Raw genomic sequence first — 15448 nt, 5'->3', positions numbered from 1 at the left:
TGCACGCAGACGTTGTAGCAGTGTTGATGGCTTCAGAATCACCAACACGCCTCAACCCATCGGCCTTTGGATTAGCATGTGGGATATTCTGGTCATTTGGGGTGGCCATCATCGGTCTGACTGCTCGACGAGGGTGGGGGCAACGGTGGGAACAGTTGTTCGCTGACATATACCGTGGCTGTGACCTCCTCCTCGCCGTAAACGGCGAGGCGTCCCACGAGTTGCGGCCCGCTGTGTTGGGAACTTCCGTTTGCACACCGACGGGGTGCTGGCGGGGCCACGCCGCCGGTATCCCGATCCGGCAGTGGGGGCGTGGTTCTGCCCTGCTGACTCGGGAGTATCTTGGGTGTTTTGCGTCGGTCAGCACCCAGTCCGGTCACCGAACACGTAACTCTACTGTGCGGCGATTCACGCCCGTCGTGAACGACGGGAGTCTCTCGCCTCAAGAAGATAGCGAAACCAGGTCTGGGATCGTTATTGGGGCCATCTGGGCGCTTTTCGACGGATTCAGCACCGGCTACACCGTCGCCTGGTTATACAATCGCTTCCGTCAGGAGTGAGAACCTAGCGACCATCAGCCACTGACGAACCGAATAAACATTCTCCCCGTCCCGAAGGGCCGGCTTTCTACGTGATTCTCGGTAGCTAACTACGTCCATGCTATTTGAGGGTCAAAGTGTTAGACCGCTGTATGCCCCCAGATGGGTCCACTTCCAAGGGGAGTTCCAATCTCGCTACGGACTTAAAGACGAGAGTTCAATACTGGGGCCCAGCAATCGCCGTGAGTCTGACGACGTTTATTATAGTCATCAACGCATCCCTGATGAACGTAGCGATCCCCACGATGGTGGATGAGTTTGATACCACGGTCACCGTGATTCAAGGAGCGGTTTCACTCTACTCGCTGGTGATAGCTGCGCTGATTCTCCCAGCCAGTACGCTGCCGTCTCGGCATAGTAGTAGGCGTGTAATGACAGTCGCACTCATCGTCTATGCCGGTGGGACGCTGGTGGCGGCGATTAGCTGGAATACGACGATCCTCTATATCGGCTGGCCACTCATCGAGGGTTCTGCGGCCGCTGTGTTATTTCCCCTGACATACACTGTATTGAGAGTCAGTTACGAAGACGATGATCGGGCGAAGGCATTCGGACTGTTGGCTGGCGTGAGCGGGGTTGGATCAACTCTTGGACCGATTATTGGTGGAGCACTAACCACATATGCAAGTTGGCGGTGGGGATTTACGCTCCAAATCATCGGTGTGGGGGCGATTCTCTTTTTTGTTCGGTATGTGAGTCCGAGTCCACTGTCAGAGACACGCAGTTCGCTGGATAGAGGTGGGACAGCTCTGTCCATCGTCGGTTCGACGTCGCTCGTCACCGGATTCCTTCTCAGTGGGAAGTATGGGTGGTTAGTTGAACGGCGGCCGTTCTTCGTCGGCGAGCTGCAGTTCAATCCGTTTGGGACATCGCCGGCGATCTGGTTTCTTGGAGGGGGCCTCCTCGCATTCGCCGCGTTCGTTCAGTACGAACGCCGACTGGAACGTGCTGGGAAGTCGCCGCTCGTTCCGCTGAATGTACTGACGAACCGCTCTTTTTTATCCGGTGTGATCACGTACAATATTCGATCGATAATCTCGGCTGGCTTCTTTTTCATCTTCCCGGTCTACCTCCAAGCCGTACTCGGGTACACCGCCTTTGAAACTGGGCTGGCATTATTACCGTACTCTCTCGCGTCGGTCCTTTTTGCGGCGTTTACGCCCGGCTGGCGTAAGTTCATCTCGCCAAAGACGCTTATCCAGGTCGGCATCGTGTGTATAGGCTTTGGACTGGTGCTGTTGTACGAGCAGACAGGCCCCGGTCAGACGATCAGCAGAATGGCTATCCCAATGGCGATTTATGGAGTCGGTGTCGGACTCATATTAGCACAGATCACTAATATGACGATGTCGGCTATCCCTACCGCGGACTCCGCCGAGGCATCCGGGGTCCTAAACGTGAGCAGTTCGATAGGATATGCCATGGGGACAGCAGTCGTGGGCTCGTATTTTCTCGGACAGTTCTATGGGAGTGTCGTCGATAGAGTACTACGAGCAGAACACGTGACTGTTTCAGTGGAGCAACGAAATGATCTGGTGATAGCGCTCGAAGATGCAGTAGAGACAGCGACCGAAGCCACACAACAACAGTTCCTGAACCAACTCACTCCTCCACAACGACGATTACTCGAAGGCATCTTCGAGGCCGCAATGTTCGACGCTCAACAGGCGGCGCTGCTCCTTCTCATACTGTTCGTGCTGTTCCTGCTTATCGCGTCGACGTTCTTGCCACGGCATGTGCCGGAAACAGACGAGTGACCGCCTCCTGTGCCTGAAAACATGCGAAGTTTACTACGCGAATACAGTTGTCGCAGGGAGAAAGCCCACGACTTCAGTCGTGAAATGAATCCGTAATAACGAGGGTGAGCGGGGTCAGCGAACGTGAACAGCAACAGAGTCATCTGGGATGTATCGGACTCGTTCTATACGCCAGTGGTGGTGACCATCCGTGAAACTGGACACGGTAACGATTCTTTTCCCTCGATAAGGATGGGTTGGACGGGCAAGGTGGAACGGGACCGCCGTGAACAATCTCTCGCCTTTTTCCACTAATCAGTTGACCACCACTGCTACGGACTCACGATTGGCGAGAAAAAAAACGACCAACTGATATTACGTATAATCTGGAGGATACGACGGCAGCGAACGGTGGCTAAAAGAAGATGCATGATACTCTTCCAATTCAGGCTCTAGCTATATTTAGGGAATCCAAACCATGAGTGTTCTCGAGATTCTTCCACTGGCGTTCGTGATGATTGCGGGTCCACAAATTCTTAGTCCTATCTTCCTCGCCACGAGTGAAAATTGGCGACAGAACTCTGCCGCATACATCCTCGGCGCCGCACTCTCGATCTCCCTCGTCACCAGTTTCTTCTACGTCGTTGGTCGGGGCGCACTCGGACAAGGGACAGGAAATAACACACTCTATGGTATCATTCTCGTCTTGCTCCTCGTGGCGATGGTACACACCTTCCGGACGAGAGAAGAGGCAGAGCCACCCGAGTGGATGGGAAAACTCACAACGGCGACCCCACGGTTTTCATTCCGACTTGGGTTCCTTCTACTGGGATTCTTCCCGACCGACATCCTCACGTCTGCCGCCGTCGGATCGTATCTCGCAGCGCGCGGGGCACCATTGACGGATGCCCTCCCGTTTATCGGAATTACGCTTCTGATTCTGGCGATTCCATCACTCACCTTGCTCGCGTTCGGTGAACGGGCGGAAGCCTTCCTGCCGAAAGCACGCGAGTGGATGAACACGAACTCGTGGGTTATCAACGAAATCGTAATCCTGTTTTTCATCGGTATGACGATTAACAACCTCACGGGGTGACCGAACTGCCGAAAAAGCCCACCTCGACTTTCACGGGTTGGGACGCTCACGTAGTGACTACTGTTTGAGAATCGAAATCCTACCGACGAATACTATTAACCTGATTCCATATCTTATTTCACATAACTATCATTCCTATTCACCGCTGTCGGTGGCCTCGTCCCTTTCGTCGCATCATCACGACTATCGTCTGTCTCCTAAATCGTCGTCCGCTTCCGGACTCCTCCACATCTCCAGACAGGAGGTATTATGCGAAATGCAGGAAAATCCACCCCTAAAGGGGTGGGTTGCTCAATGATCTGTGGATTCGATTCGCATTCGAAGCTGGTCAGCGAGATCAGTCAGGTATGCTGTCCCAAGGAGCGCAACAAGCAATCCGCCGACTGAATTGTAAATCAGGTCGAGAATCGTATCGTCCAGTCCATACTGGGTGAGAACCTTGCCGCCGCCGAGGAGGGTCGACACGACGCCGATGTAGAACTCGATGAGCTCCCAGACAACGCCGAACGCCATGACGAAGAGTAACAAATAGACGAGCATGAACTTCGGTGGCATCGTAACGTACTCCGTGTGCTCCTCGAGCGCTCGCGTCACTGCGTATGCCGCCCCGGCGACCAGCGATGACGATAGTGCATGAGTCATATGATCCCACCACCACGTCGACTGGTACGGACTCAGAAATCCCAGTGCAGGCAACGATAAGGTCCCAAACGCGTGCAGGAACATCGCGACTGTGATCCAGAGCACGATGCCAACGCTCATCGTGATGCTGTAATTACGCTCCAACACGGCTGGGAGGAACGTGACGAGCAGGCCGACACCGGCGTTAACGGCGATACCGGCGTTCTCACGCCACAAGCCGATGACCAGGATGCCAACCATTGCTAACTGAAGGAGTCGTACCAGTTGTCCTTTCCGGCGACCTGAGACATGGACGCGGGTGCGAAAACTCATGTCGTCCCCTCTGATTGATGTTCAACGTTTGCGGCGAGTCGACGCCTGAAGTACCATCGGAAGAGAAGTCCAGTAAGAACTCCCGCAACGAGCATGTCGGTAAAAATCAGCATGAGTTCGTCGTTTGTCTCGACGAACGTAGTACCAAGATACGCCGCCGAAGCCGCCGAACCCACAGCCCAGAATCCGGCAGTCGCGAGCGTTGCAATAACCGTGAAAAACACCGCGAACCGTGGCGTCATTCGAACCGCCGACGTCAGTTCGAGTGCGACGACGACGAGCATCGCGAGAATCGCAACGCTCACACCGGTCACGAGTTCCTCGAATAATATCGGCTGAAACGTTCCGACCAGGAGTGGCAGCGACGCAACAACCAACAGTGGCCACGGAACGGTTCGCGTCCACGATCGGTAGACGACGGCGGGTGAGATAGCGACGAAGGCTGCAAGAGCGGCCATCACCATCTCAACGAACAGTATCTGCAAGAAACTCACGACGGCGATTACAACGAAAATGACTGCGAATACCCATGCAATCGCTGCATTCACTCGTGTATCCTTGATAAACCACTCCTCTGGAAGTGAGTGACTCATTCCCTTTCCCCTCTTCGGGCCACAACTCGCTGGGGTTAGAACCTGTTGTTAATACTTTCAAACATACTCATATATTGTCGGTTGGTATCCGCGTGACTTCTAACGGTTACACACCTAAGAGAGAGAGAAGTCAGCTGACGAAAGTCATAATATCAGTGTAAAAATCGTCTACGCTAACGCGACATCGACGAGCAGGAACGCAACGAGATGTTGCGGAATTTGAAATACAATCGATGGTGCTGTACAGCGGCGTCTCGGTGCTTTCCCATCCGATGGTAGCGGGCGGACGTTCTAATTCGACGCTACCCGCTGGAGCAGCAGTTCTTCGGTGATAAGAATGAGCTGCTATGTATATCATCATCAGCAGCGTATAGTCAGTTGACTATGTCAATTAACGTCACAAACATTGTCAAGCAGGGCTACCGGCGGACGATTGAGCGAAATGGCCTCGTTCTCATGGGTGTCATTTTCGCTATCTCGTTGGTCAACGGACTACTGGGAATTAGCGTCAGCCAATGGATGATGAGCCAGCAGTTTACGCCAGGTAGTGTCGAGGCGAATCCGACGTTGCTCGTCCCGCCGGTAGTTGCTAGTGTCGTCTCGCTAGTGCTTGGCATTGGATTGCTCGTTGTGAGTATTGCAGCGATTCGGGTGTTCGTGAGCGACGAGACCGAACGCCTCCCCCGAGAGTACTTCACGCGGAATATAGGCTGGGCGGCAATCAACGTCGTCGTCGGGGCGATTGTCTTCGGGATTATCGTCGCACTGGGCTTCGTTGCGTTCATCATTCCGGGCATCTTCCTGCTCGTGGCGTTGGCGTTCTGGACCGTCTACGTGGCCGTCGAAGATCAGAACTTCATCACGGCATTCCGCAGTAGTTGGAGACTGACGCGCGGCTACCGTTTCAGCCTCTTCACGCTGGGCGTGGCAGTGTTACTCCTCACGGCGCTCGTCAACGCCGTCTTCGGGCTCGGCGACCTTGCCAGTGGTAGCCTCACTGGCGACATCGTCGCCCTCGTGTTCGCTCAAGCCGCCAGCGCGATTACGACGGTCTTCTCGACCGCTGTGCTCGCGACGGCGTACACCGAACTCAAAACTCGCGACGATAACGAACGCGGTAAAACAATCAGCGAGGACTCCACCGTTGGCCGTCCGGCCGCCTAACCAGAATCGCGACCACACCACAGATTTTCTCACCTAAATTACGAGACGGATCCCCTTCCTCAAGGAGCAACGCGACCGAGTAGTGCAGGAGGGAAGGACATCCGCCTCACAAATTTAGGTGATTCGTGTTACCATGGGTCGTCCGTGAGTGTGTAGTGCGAACGATAGCAGAGCGCTTGTGAGAGCGGAAAGAGCATGCTAGCCGACGGAGTGTGGGTAGCGCACGGGTTCATTGTGCTGGACGGCTAACAAGGCCATAGTATGTTCCGGAAGATACTCTCGATGATCAGCATCAGTGAACTTCTTGCACCAGAAGCGCTCATCAATGTTGCCGAGCAGATTGCACTCGACAATCCTGACGACTGTGAGTTGGAGCCATGGGTTGTTCCCGGTGCACGGGGTGAAGGACTTCTCTTCTTGGTGCTCATGTGGCGAAACGACACCTCGTATTCTGCGTTCAAGAAGTTCCTCGGCGTTATCGGAATCCTCGCACTACTGTACCCACGGTCCTATGTCGACTACGGGGCCGAGCTAGCGTACACTGACGCCTCTAAGTGCGAGTGGAAACCATGGGTGTACGTAGGCACGCGCCTCGTCGGACTGGTGTATGTGCTTCTCGCTCTTGATGAACTACGGAAAAACTGAGCTCGTAACTCGAGCTATATCCAGTTGCCTTGAAGCGGGTACCGTAGGTATCTCCCTCGGAATCCATTCATCTCTCACGGATGAACAGCGACTAACCAAACCGTTATCTCTCGCAGTCTCTGAACTCGGATGTGAATCTCTCTGTCGTCGACCTGTCCCCTGTTCCCGACGGCGGCACCGCCAGTGGTGCGTATGCGAACACCGTCGAGGCCGCCCAGCAGGCTGAACGGCTCGGCTACTCACGATTCTGGGTGGCCGAACATCACGGCATGGCGGACTCCATCGCCGGCACGACGCCCGAAGTGTTGCTCGGCCATCTTGCCGCGGAGACAGACTCGATTCGACTGGGGTCGGGGGCGGTGCTGCTCAATCACTACAGTCCGTTCAAGGTTGCTGAACAGTTCGGCGTGCTAGACGCGCTCGCTCCCGGACGAATCGACGCGGGCCTTGGACGGGCGAATGGATCACCTGCCGCCGACCGCGCACTTGGGACGGACCGGCACGTTCAGAATCCCGACGAGGATCACGCGGAGAAGATTGAGGCTGTCGTCAACCACCTCTACGACGACTACCCCGATGGACATCCCTACAGCGACCTGAAGATTCCACGCTCGGATGGGGATACTCCCGTGCCGTGGGTACTCGGATCGAGTCCATCGAGCGCGGCTATCGCTGGCGAACTTGGACTCCCGTACTGCTTCGCCGCGTTCATCCGACCACAGTTCGCCACTCACTCGTTCGAGGAGTACCGCGAACACTTCCAGTCGTCACAGCTGGCTGGCGGCGTCAACGAGCCACAGGGGATAGTTGCAGTGAATGCAGTCTGTGCCGAGACCGACAGGGATGCAGCACGGCTTCGCTCAGTGGCCGAAGCGTCGTACAAGCGTATGCAACGTGGCGTCGTCGGAACGAGACCGTCTATCGAGGAAGCCATCGACGAACTCGGTGGAGTGCCCGAACCAACGCCTGCGACACTCGATTCTGACGAGTGGCCGCGTGCAATCTCCGGAAGCCCGGAGACGCTCGCCGGTCTTCTAGAGCAACTCACAGAACGTGTCGGCGTCGACGAGGTGATGATTCAGCACATCGTTGCAAATCACGACGACGCGCTCCGTTCCCACGAGCTACTAGCCGACGGGGTCGGACTTACATAGAAGCGGCGTACTGAAATTGAGGACTAATTGGGGAGTTCTACGGTATCTGGCCTTGGCATTATCGTATGATTCGTCCATAGACCTCCGGACAGCACATATCTCCAATCCTTGCATGGGAAGAGTGACCTGTGTCAGACAGTGGACGGAAGCCAATCCGTTACAGCAGCCCATAACACGAACAGATCGAGCGCCATTGGTAGCACCTTCGTGGCTCCGAAAAATCCCGCCATCAGCACGAACGAGAGGACGGCTCCACCCCCAGTTAGTACTCTCCACCAGCCGAATGGCATCCCGATCTCTACCACGGCCAAGGCTGCGAGGAAAAAGAGCGTGGCCGCAATCCCGGCGAGGAATAATCCGGAGAGCGGGAAACCGGAAGCCACCGTGACCTCACCCAAGAATCCACTGTCGCCACCGCTCCATGGCCAAACCCACCGCAACAACCCGCCAAACTCACCCTGAGCCTGTTCGTCTAAGGGAACAACGTATGATGCCGCGAAATGGGCTTGTAATACCAGTAGTGCGGCGAAGAGCCATTTCTCGATGTCCATGGTCTGCTCAGTATGCTTTTCTGATATATAAAACCACTCGCACTGGCATAACAGCAGAATACAGAAATCTGACTCGGTTGAAAACCTCAGGAAATGACGGGTGGGGCTACTGAATACAGAGGGTGAGTTCAGCACGACCGTCGACACGAGACAACAGATGAGGTGACAGTCGACATTGCGACGACGCAGGCGCCAGCGGCCAGCACGCCTGCTATCACTGCGCTCGCCTCACTTGACCGGCTGGGCCTCAGGGAACTGAGGTAGGTACCTGTTTTTCCCTCGCGCGGTGTCCACAGCACTGCCCCCACCCAGCTCGCACTCTCGTACGACGATTCTCTGTGAATTGATGATGGTAGTAATCAGCACCGGCAAAAAGTGTATTGTGGATAGGTAACACATCTATTACAGTATCTGTGTGAATCTTCATGCTGTCCGGCGATATCCTTCGTACACAGCTGGCAATCCGAGGGGGAGTGCCAGTAGCCCGAATCCAAGGAGGGCATACCCATCTCCGTTCTGGCGTCGCACTGCGAGGAGCGTCGCGACGATGCCGAACAGCGCGATTACATAGGCAGTGTTGCTCCAGACCACATCGTACGAGGAGCAGTACAGCCAACAAACGAACGTGTAGGAGGGAGCATTCCAGGTCGGCGGATGGAGTTTCGGCCAGAAGAACCGACAGTAGGTCGTCCAGCCAAGCATCGCCAGGGTGGGAAGCCCAGCGAGCCATATCGTTGAGCCGAACGGCGTCCGCGTTCCGAATCGTCTGGAGCCAGCGAGGAACAACGCCGGAAACCCAATAATCCACAGCCAGATGCCGATAGTGTACGTTACTGGCCAGTGCTCGATCCGCGGTTGCTCGAAGGGGAGTCGGAGCGACTCCGGCAGCGTCGCCCACGGGAACGAGGGGTCAGGTACTGGATTCGTGACGAACGCGACCAGACAGAGTCCCGTTCCAACGAGTAGTCCGTACAGCCCCAACGTCGTATATCGGTCGAGCCAAGCTGGGAGAGACGGTTGCGCCGTGTTGTGGCGGTGGTCGGATGTCCTCGTCATTCTTCAGATCAGTCTTATCGTGATTCCGTGTCGCGTTTGAGTGCCTCTCGTCGCTGTTCGTATTCGTCGTCGGTCAGTTCGCCACGAGCGTATGCGAGCCGGAGTTCTTCGAGCGCCTGGCCTGAGTCACTCTCACTGCCCGTTACAGCCCTGTAGAGGAGGTAGCCACCGCCGACGAGGGCAGCGAGGAACAGAAGTTGCATCACGGTTCCGACGATGAATATCCAGCCTGGCATCGTTCCGTCGCCCCACATTCCACCGCCCCACATGCCGCCCATCATTGGCCCGAACCCCATCATCCCGAAACCCATGAAGAACATCGGGAAGATGACGAACGCACCGATGATAATGAGGAGAATCGTGACCAGCCGTGTGTCGTCCGTATTTTCTGTCATATATGTTCCCTCCGTGAGTTCGTCTCTAGTGTCACGTACGTGTTCAGGGTTCAATGCGATTGTGCCTTAGAAATATCTGGTGTATAGGAATTCAGCTTTCGAATACATAGTGAAGGAGTTGTTGAGGAGTGATATACTAAGGGACAACTGCAATAGATGGTCCCTACGATAGGACATGTATGCAGGTGACGATGAACGAGGGAGTCTTCGAAGCTCTCCGTATCGGTGTGGGATTCCTCTGGACGGCGGCGTGGGCGATCATTATGGGCCTCACGATCACGAGTCTCGTCCAGGTCTACGTCTCCAAGGAGCGAATGGCGCAGGTTCTGGGTGATGGTGACCTGAGCGGCCTCACCAAAGCGACCGCGTTCGGGGCGGCGAGCAGTGGCTGTAGTTTCGGGGCCGTCGCCATCGGGAAGGGATTGTTCAAGAAAGGGGCACACGCGGTGAACTTCCTGGCGTTCATGTTCGCGTCGACGAATCTCATCGTCGAACTCGGGTTGATGATCCTGATTCTGCTGGGCTGGGAGTTCCTCGTCGCGGAACTGCTCGGCGGCCTCATACTCATCGCCGTCATGGCCGTCATCGTCCACCTCACGCTCCCCGAGACCCTCTTCGACGAAGTTCGAGAGACGCTCAACGAACGCGACCGCGAAGCGGGCGTCACCGAGGACCCCACGTGTGGGATGGAGGGCAGAGAGGAGTACACGCTCACGACCGACGGCGGGGAGACAGTGCAGTTCTGCTCGGAGGGCTGCATGGAGACCTACCGCCAGGCGACGTCGAGTCGTGGCGGGTGGCGCGAGGAGTTGCGGTCGTGGGGTGGCTGGTACAAGGTCGGGAACCAGTACCGCAAGGAGTGGTCGATGATCTGGAAGGACGTCGTCGCGGGCTTTCTCGTCTCCGGGTTCGTCATCGTCTTCGTCCCCCAGTGGGTCTGGAACACCCTGTTCATCCAGGGCGACGGCCTGCTCGTGACCGCCGAGAACGCGATTATGGGTGTCGCCATCGCCGTCATTAGCTTCGTCGGCAGTATGGGCAACGTCCCGTTCGCCGTCGCGCTCTGGGGCGGCGGGATCAGCTTCGCCGGCGTCATCGCGTTCGTCTACGCCGACCTCATCACGATTCCCGTGTTGAACGTCTACCGGAAGTACTACGGCTGGAAAATCATGCTGTACATCCTCGCCGTCTTCTTCGTCACGATGGCGTTCACTGGGTTCCTCATGGAACTGCTGTTCGATACCCTCGGTATCGTTCCGGATCTGGCTGGCGGGGAGACGGCGACCGAACAGACGTACTTCGAACTCAACTACACGTTCTACCTCAACCTCATCGCCTTCGCACTCTCTGGGTTTCTCCTGTACGTGTACCGCCGTGGTCTCGGTGCGCCCGGAAAGTACCGTGACCCGGTCTGTGGCATGCGGACTGACGACAGCGAGCCAGCGGCGACACACGACGACGAGACGTACTACTTCTGCTCACAGACCTGCAAGGAGACTTTCGAGGAGAATCCCGACGCATACGCCACTGGACATCCGATGGTGATGGAGGGCCACGACCACTAATGGCCGTTTCATCGAAGATGCACAGCTGCACAGAGAACCGTCTTTGGTTCACATTTGGGGCGGGGTGTCGTGGTTCACGGTCGGCTGATCAACGTACGTGGAGCTCCACTTGGCATTCGATAGGCTTCAATTCTCTTGATTCTTCATCAATCGCTCACGGCGTTGCTGGAACTCCTCTTCGTCGATCTCACCTCGTGCGTAACGACGTTGGAGGGTTTCCATCGCGGAATCGTCACTCTCGGGAGGTGCATCACCTCGACCCAGTGCCCAGTAGAGGAGTCCGCCGACCAGCCCCAGCATTCCGAGTGCCCCGCCGACGAACGGCAGCCCGCCAACCCATCCACCGTTTCGGCCGTTCATCATTCCAGGGCCAGAACCCATCCCGGGGCCCATCATTCCGTCATCGGAGTTCCCGTCACTTCCGGTGTTGGATCCATACGCTATCGCGCCCTGTTCGACGATCGCTTCACTCTCGGGCACGTCACCGTCCGGAATCGGACTCTCTTCGGCTGGACCGCCGGGGTTGCCGACAACGATGCGACCGACCATCCCGACCGACTTGTGCGGGATGCAGTAGTAGTCGTACGTACCCGGTTCTTCGAACGTGTACTCGAACCCTCCCGACGAGATGACCCCACTATCGAATGCGCTGGCGTCGGATGGAATCCGGTTCTCGTAGGCCGTTGCCGAGTGTGCTCCGGCCGCTATCTCGAAGCGGACGGTCGTGCCGGGGTCGACGTAGAGTCCGATCGGGTCGAAGTAGTTGTTCCCCATCTTGACGACTGGGGTCTCCTGTGCAGCGACTGGCCGGGTGAGTCCCGCAGTCGCGACTGTGCCGGCGCCGAGCGCTCCCAGAAACTGGCGTCTACTGTAGTTCATGGTCTGAGTTATTTGGTTTCCGTTATCCGTGTACGATGTTGGCGAGCCGTTGTACGAGTCCGGTCGATTGCTGGTTTGCATTCTCGATAGCTGCCTCTAGGTCGTCCCGGTCAACGATCCCGATGAACTCGGCTGTCTGTTCGCCGTTCGCGTACACGAGCGTCGTGGGCGTCTTCCGGACGCCGTACTCCTCGGCCGTTTCCAGATCCTTCTGGATGTCGACCTCTCGAAACTTGACGTCAGGGAACTCGTCCTCGATGCCCTTGTTTTTCTCTCGCTGCGTTGCGCACGCACCGCACGTCTCCTGCGTAAAGAGGAGTAGTTCGGTCATAGTGGATAGTATGGTCTTGTGCCTTTTGCGCATTTCTGTTAACATCTGAAAGCTGAGTCAGTCGCAGATTTTGGATTCGAAGGAAGCCTACTGGAGATATCCCTGGGATGGGTGTTCGAGTCGCCTACTCCGGGCTCGGGGAGACAACAAAGTTGTGACCGATTCACTCCGAGTGTTCGAGCTTGTCCCGACGAGCTTTGAACGCCGACTGTGCCGACAAAGACGAGTGCGCCGAGTGCCCAGCAAACGACGCCGGCGATGCCGACGACGGGGGTATATCACCGAGGGAGCCACGGCGAGGCCGACGGTACCGAGTGTCATCAGCGGGAGACTCGCAGCTGGCACCCTGGAGTGCGCAAGCGTCCGGTCGAAGAACCTTGACCGGATACAGACAATTACCGCTGGCGAGGGGTATGACTGGGACTATCCCCGCGAAGAACTTCGAGAAGTCGACATCCAACCAGTAATCAAGCATCGAGAGTTCTGGCCGCCTGATATAGCACATAATGCACGCCATGACGACGACATCTATTCCCAGCGATCAATCGTTGAGGCAGTCTTCTTCGCTCTCAAACAGCGGTATGGCGACACGCTCCGAGCACGAACGTGGTTCGGACAGTTTCGAGACCCCGTTCTAAAAGCCACCGTGAGAAATGTCGAACTCGCTCTCTAACGTCGGTCAGTACAGTGTGCTTTTTGACCGAATCGACGTCGCTGCTTATTCTTCTAGGGAAGCCGCCAACTGGCAGTTCTCTTCAGATTGAGAGGCGCTTGCGCTTCCGGGCTCGATAAAAAATGCAAGCCGTTCTCGATCCCATCCATCATAGAGTATTTGAACGAGGGCAAAGTCGGGATGACCACTCACTCCCTCCTCAACAGACTGAGATACCCACTTGCCATCCTCCAATCTGCACGAAATGACATACGTACCGGGGACATCCATCCAGCGACAGCGTTCTGCGCTTCCCGAAACGGATCCGCCGTCCGCTTCAAGGCGGTGGGTTGACTTGTGAACCGTCTTGTTGTCTCGTCGAACACGGATTTCGAACTCGTGTGAGGAGTCACTAAGATTTGTGATGCTGATATGAGCCAGTTTGATTGGAGATTCCAGAGGGTTGATGGATTCTACACACCCGGCAGCTAGACCAGTAATACCACAGCTGAGGGCACTCAAAATCGTTCGGCGGGTTTGCATAAAGTGATGCAGCCAGCGAAGTGTTGATAAAACTACTGAGCTATATCTGGGGAAAAGGAGTGTCAGGGATTATACAGCGAGCCACTACCAACGTATTTGGAGACTACAACAGTCAACAACGCGTAATTCGCAGTTCAACTGAGCGGCTGATTCATGGTGTCAGTAGCGAAGAGAACAGGCTGTTGGTCCACATCTAAACAAGGCCCAATATTGTCTTCTCCACTGTTCCGAGGCGCGTGAAGCGATACTACAGGAAGCGATGGTTAGTATGCTATACTAACTTAGTAGTGGATAACGAATCCGGGTTCCTCTGACAGTATGATGCATCTGAATGCCAATTGCTGCGGCTCATACTATCCAGCTTCTATGTTGGATCGGCAGCCATTCTCGTATTATGAGAATAACTAGGTGCGTATACCTCGTCTTCCGTCCAATAGTTAGCTGTAAGGTGACCGGCAATGGCAACAAAAGAACTCAGACCCGAAGCAAACACATTCGAGAGCAAATTCGGCGGCCTGACCGTCCGCGGTCGGGCACACAGTCTTAGTGCGTGGTTCGTCCTCGCGCTCCGGCTGATGATGGGCTATGCATTCCTCTACTCGGGATGGACGAAGATCGCGGCGGCCGAACCATTCAACGCAGCAGGCTATCTCACGAACGTCCCGGCGGCCAGCCCCGCGACCGGACTGTTCAACTGGATGGGCACGACCCCCTGGTTCGTGGACTTCGTGAACGTGGCCGTGCCATGGGGTGAGTTCTTCATCGGACTGGGGCTGCTCGTGGGCGCGTTCGTCCGCCTCGCGGCGTTCTTCGGTGCGTTCATGATGCTCACGTTCTACCTGGGGAACTGGAGCGTCGAACACGGGTTCATCAACGGCGACTTCGCCTACATGCTCGTGTTCCTCGCCGTCGCGGCGTTCGGCGCGGGCCGCATCCTCGGTCTCGACAGCATCATCGAGCAGCAGAAGGTCGACGGCACGCCACTCGTCGAGCGCTACCCGGCACTGCGGTACGTGCTCGGATGAGCACGTCCGTCTTTCGAATTGATCAATCACGGATATTGAGACAGCAGCGTTCTTAGGAGAGTCGTATGAGGTCGAGACTGCACGGCTAGAGCTTCGGTTTTGGTATCCGGCAGGCGTCGACTATGAATACTACCGCATCAACTGGGTGGAACCGACACGGAATCTCATGCTTGGATTCCACCAAGACGCCGACCATCAGACCTGGGACCAAGCCATCTCCAGCTTAACTACGAAGACACACCGATGGATCGGTACGAGGCCGCGTTTCTCGATTTACGTCCACTTGCAGTGCTTGATCAACGACTCCAACAGTTACCAACTGTATTGGAGTCAATCCACTGGCAGAATGAACAGCCGTCGCTACAAGAGCAGCAACAATAAGGAAAAACGATAGCAAGAGTGGCGACGTAAGTGATATCGACCGGCGTTACTGCAAACGACCGTGGTCGGCGGTGAGGCACACCCCCGTCCCGGGGTTTGTGGGTGTCAGTGGGACGGCGAGAACACCCG

At 56.1% G+C, this 15448-nt stretch carries 14 protein-coding genes and 1 pseudogene; 8 read left to right on the top strand and 7 right to left on the bottom strand.

From position 1 onward, the window contains the following. The first annotated feature begins 823 nt into the window (after window positions 1-823). Together ACTF4R_RS16700 and ACTF4R_RS16695 are read left to right on the top strand one after the other, a co-directional pair. Window positions 824-2356 (top strand): MFS transporter, encoded by a 1533-nt coding sequence (locus tag ACTF4R_RS16700; protein ID WP_440008979.1) that lies wholly within the window; start codon window positions 824-826, stop codon window positions 2354-2356. A gap of 457 nt (window positions 2357-2813) precedes the next feature. Beyond that, complete coding sequence (locus ACTF4R_RS16695; RefSeq protein ID WP_440008978.1) at window positions 2814-3431, top strand: GAP family protein; 618 nt, start codon at window positions 2814-2816, stop codon at window positions 3429-3431. A gap of 291 nt (window positions 3432-3722) precedes the next feature. On the opposite strand, the gene ACTF4R_RS16690 is transcribed toward ACTF4R_RS16695, so the two are convergent. Both ACTF4R_RS16690 and ACTF4R_RS16685 read right to left on the bottom strand, forming a co-directional pair. After that, window positions 3723-4385: a DUF2238 domain-containing protein gene (locus ACTF4R_RS16690; protein WP_440008977.1), complete on the bottom strand. Its 663-nt coding sequence runs from the start codon at window positions 4383-4385 to the stop codon at window positions 3723-3725. Then, window positions 4382-4978, bottom strand: coding sequence for a hypothetical protein (locus tag ACTF4R_RS16685; protein WP_440008976.1), 597 nt, complete (start codon window positions 4976-4978; stop codon window positions 4382-4384). The genes ACTF4R_RS16690 and ACTF4R_RS16685 overlap by 4 nt, the downstream gene beginning before the upstream one ends. Window positions 4979-5362: 384 nt before the next feature. On the opposite strand from ACTF4R_RS16685, the gene ACTF4R_RS16680 reads away from it, so the two are divergent. The 3 genes from ACTF4R_RS16680 to ACTF4R_RS16670 all read left to right on the top strand — a co-directional run bounded on the left by ACTF4R_RS16680 (window position 5363) and on the right by ACTF4R_RS16670 (window position 7941). Then, the gene (locus tag ACTF4R_RS16680; protein WP_440008975.1) at window positions 5363-6142 is read left to right on the top strand and encodes a DUF7847 domain-containing protein; all 780 of its coding nucleotides are present in this window, start codon (window positions 5363-5365) and stop codon (window positions 6140-6142) included. Window positions 6143-6403: 261 nt separating this feature from the next. Continuing rightward, the gene (locus ACTF4R_RS16675) at window positions 6404-6787 is read left to right on the top strand and encodes a hypothetical protein (protein WP_440008974.1); all 384 of its coding nucleotides are present in this window, start codon (window positions 6404-6406) and stop codon (window positions 6785-6787) included. Between the two features lie 131 nt (window positions 6788-6918). Next, window positions 6919-7941 carry an LLM class flavin-dependent oxidoreductase gene (locus tag ACTF4R_RS16670; RefSeq protein WP_440008973.1) on the top strand — a complete coding sequence of 341 codons (1023 nt, stop codon included), beginning with the start codon at window positions 6919-6921 and terminating at the stop codon, window positions 7939-7941. Window positions 7942-8072: 131 nt separating this feature from the next. Here the strand turns inward: ACTF4R_RS16670 and ACTF4R_RS16665 are convergent, their stop codons facing one another. The 3 genes from ACTF4R_RS16665 to ACTF4R_RS16655 form a co-directional block, all read right to left on the bottom strand. Then, window positions 8073-8492: a hypothetical protein gene (locus ACTF4R_RS16665; protein ID WP_440008972.1), complete on the bottom strand. Its 420-nt coding sequence runs from the start codon at window positions 8490-8492 to the stop codon at window positions 8073-8075. A gap of 423 nt (window positions 8493-8915) precedes the next feature. Continuing rightward, window positions 8916-9548 (bottom strand): hypothetical protein, encoded by a 633-nt coding sequence (locus tag ACTF4R_RS16660; protein WP_440008971.1) that lies wholly within the window; start codon window positions 9546-9548, stop codon window positions 8916-8918. Window positions 9549-9562: 14 nt separating this feature from the next. Next, window positions 9563-9943 (bottom strand): SHOCT domain-containing protein, encoded by a 381-nt coding sequence (locus ACTF4R_RS16655; protein ID WP_440008970.1) that lies wholly within the window; start codon window positions 9941-9943, stop codon window positions 9563-9565. 179 nt (window positions 9944-10122) lie between these two features. On the opposite strand from ACTF4R_RS16655, the gene ACTF4R_RS16650 reads away from it, so the two are divergent. Next, on the top strand, window positions 10123-11508 hold the full coding sequence (locus ACTF4R_RS16650; RefSeq protein ID WP_440008969.1) for a permease: 1386 nt from the start codon (window positions 10123-10125) through the stop codon (window positions 11506-11508). 126 nt (window positions 11509-11634) lie between these two features. Here ACTF4R_RS16650 and ACTF4R_RS16645 read toward each other — a convergent pair whose 3' ends face one another. After that, window positions 11635-12387 carry a plastocyanin/azurin family copper-binding protein gene (locus tag ACTF4R_RS16645; protein WP_440008968.1) on the bottom strand — a complete coding sequence of 251 codons (753 nt, stop codon included), beginning with the start codon at window positions 12385-12387 and terminating at the stop codon, window positions 11635-11637. A 22-nt stretch (window positions 12388-12409) separates the two neighbouring features. Then, complete coding sequence (locus tag ACTF4R_RS16640; protein ID WP_440008967.1) at window positions 12410-12718, bottom strand: thioredoxin family protein; 309 nt, start codon at window positions 12716-12718, stop codon at window positions 12410-12412. Window positions 12719-13079: 361 nt separating this feature from the next. Here ACTF4R_RS16640 and ACTF4R_RS16635 point away from each other — a divergent pair. Both ACTF4R_RS16635 and ACTF4R_RS16630 read left to right on the top strand, forming a co-directional pair. After that, window positions 13080-13391 (top strand): annotated as a pseudogene (locus ACTF4R_RS16635) (IS5/IS1182 family transposase); the annotation flags it as partial. Window positions 13392-14371: 980 nt separating this feature from the next. Continuing rightward, the gene (locus ACTF4R_RS16630) at window positions 14372-14938 is read left to right on the top strand and encodes a DoxX family protein (protein WP_440008966.1); all 567 of its coding nucleotides are present in this window, start codon (window positions 14372-14374) and stop codon (window positions 14936-14938) included. Window positions 14939-15448 lie beyond the last annotated feature (510 nt).

Origin of the sequence: Halomicrococcus pelagicus (assembly GCF_051917725.1) — an archaeon.
In the GTDB taxonomy this organism is placed as follows: Archaea; Halobacteriota; Halobacteria; order Halobacteriales; family Haladaptataceae; genus Halomicrococcus.
This window is presented reverse-complemented; position numbering and strand designations above follow the sequence as displayed.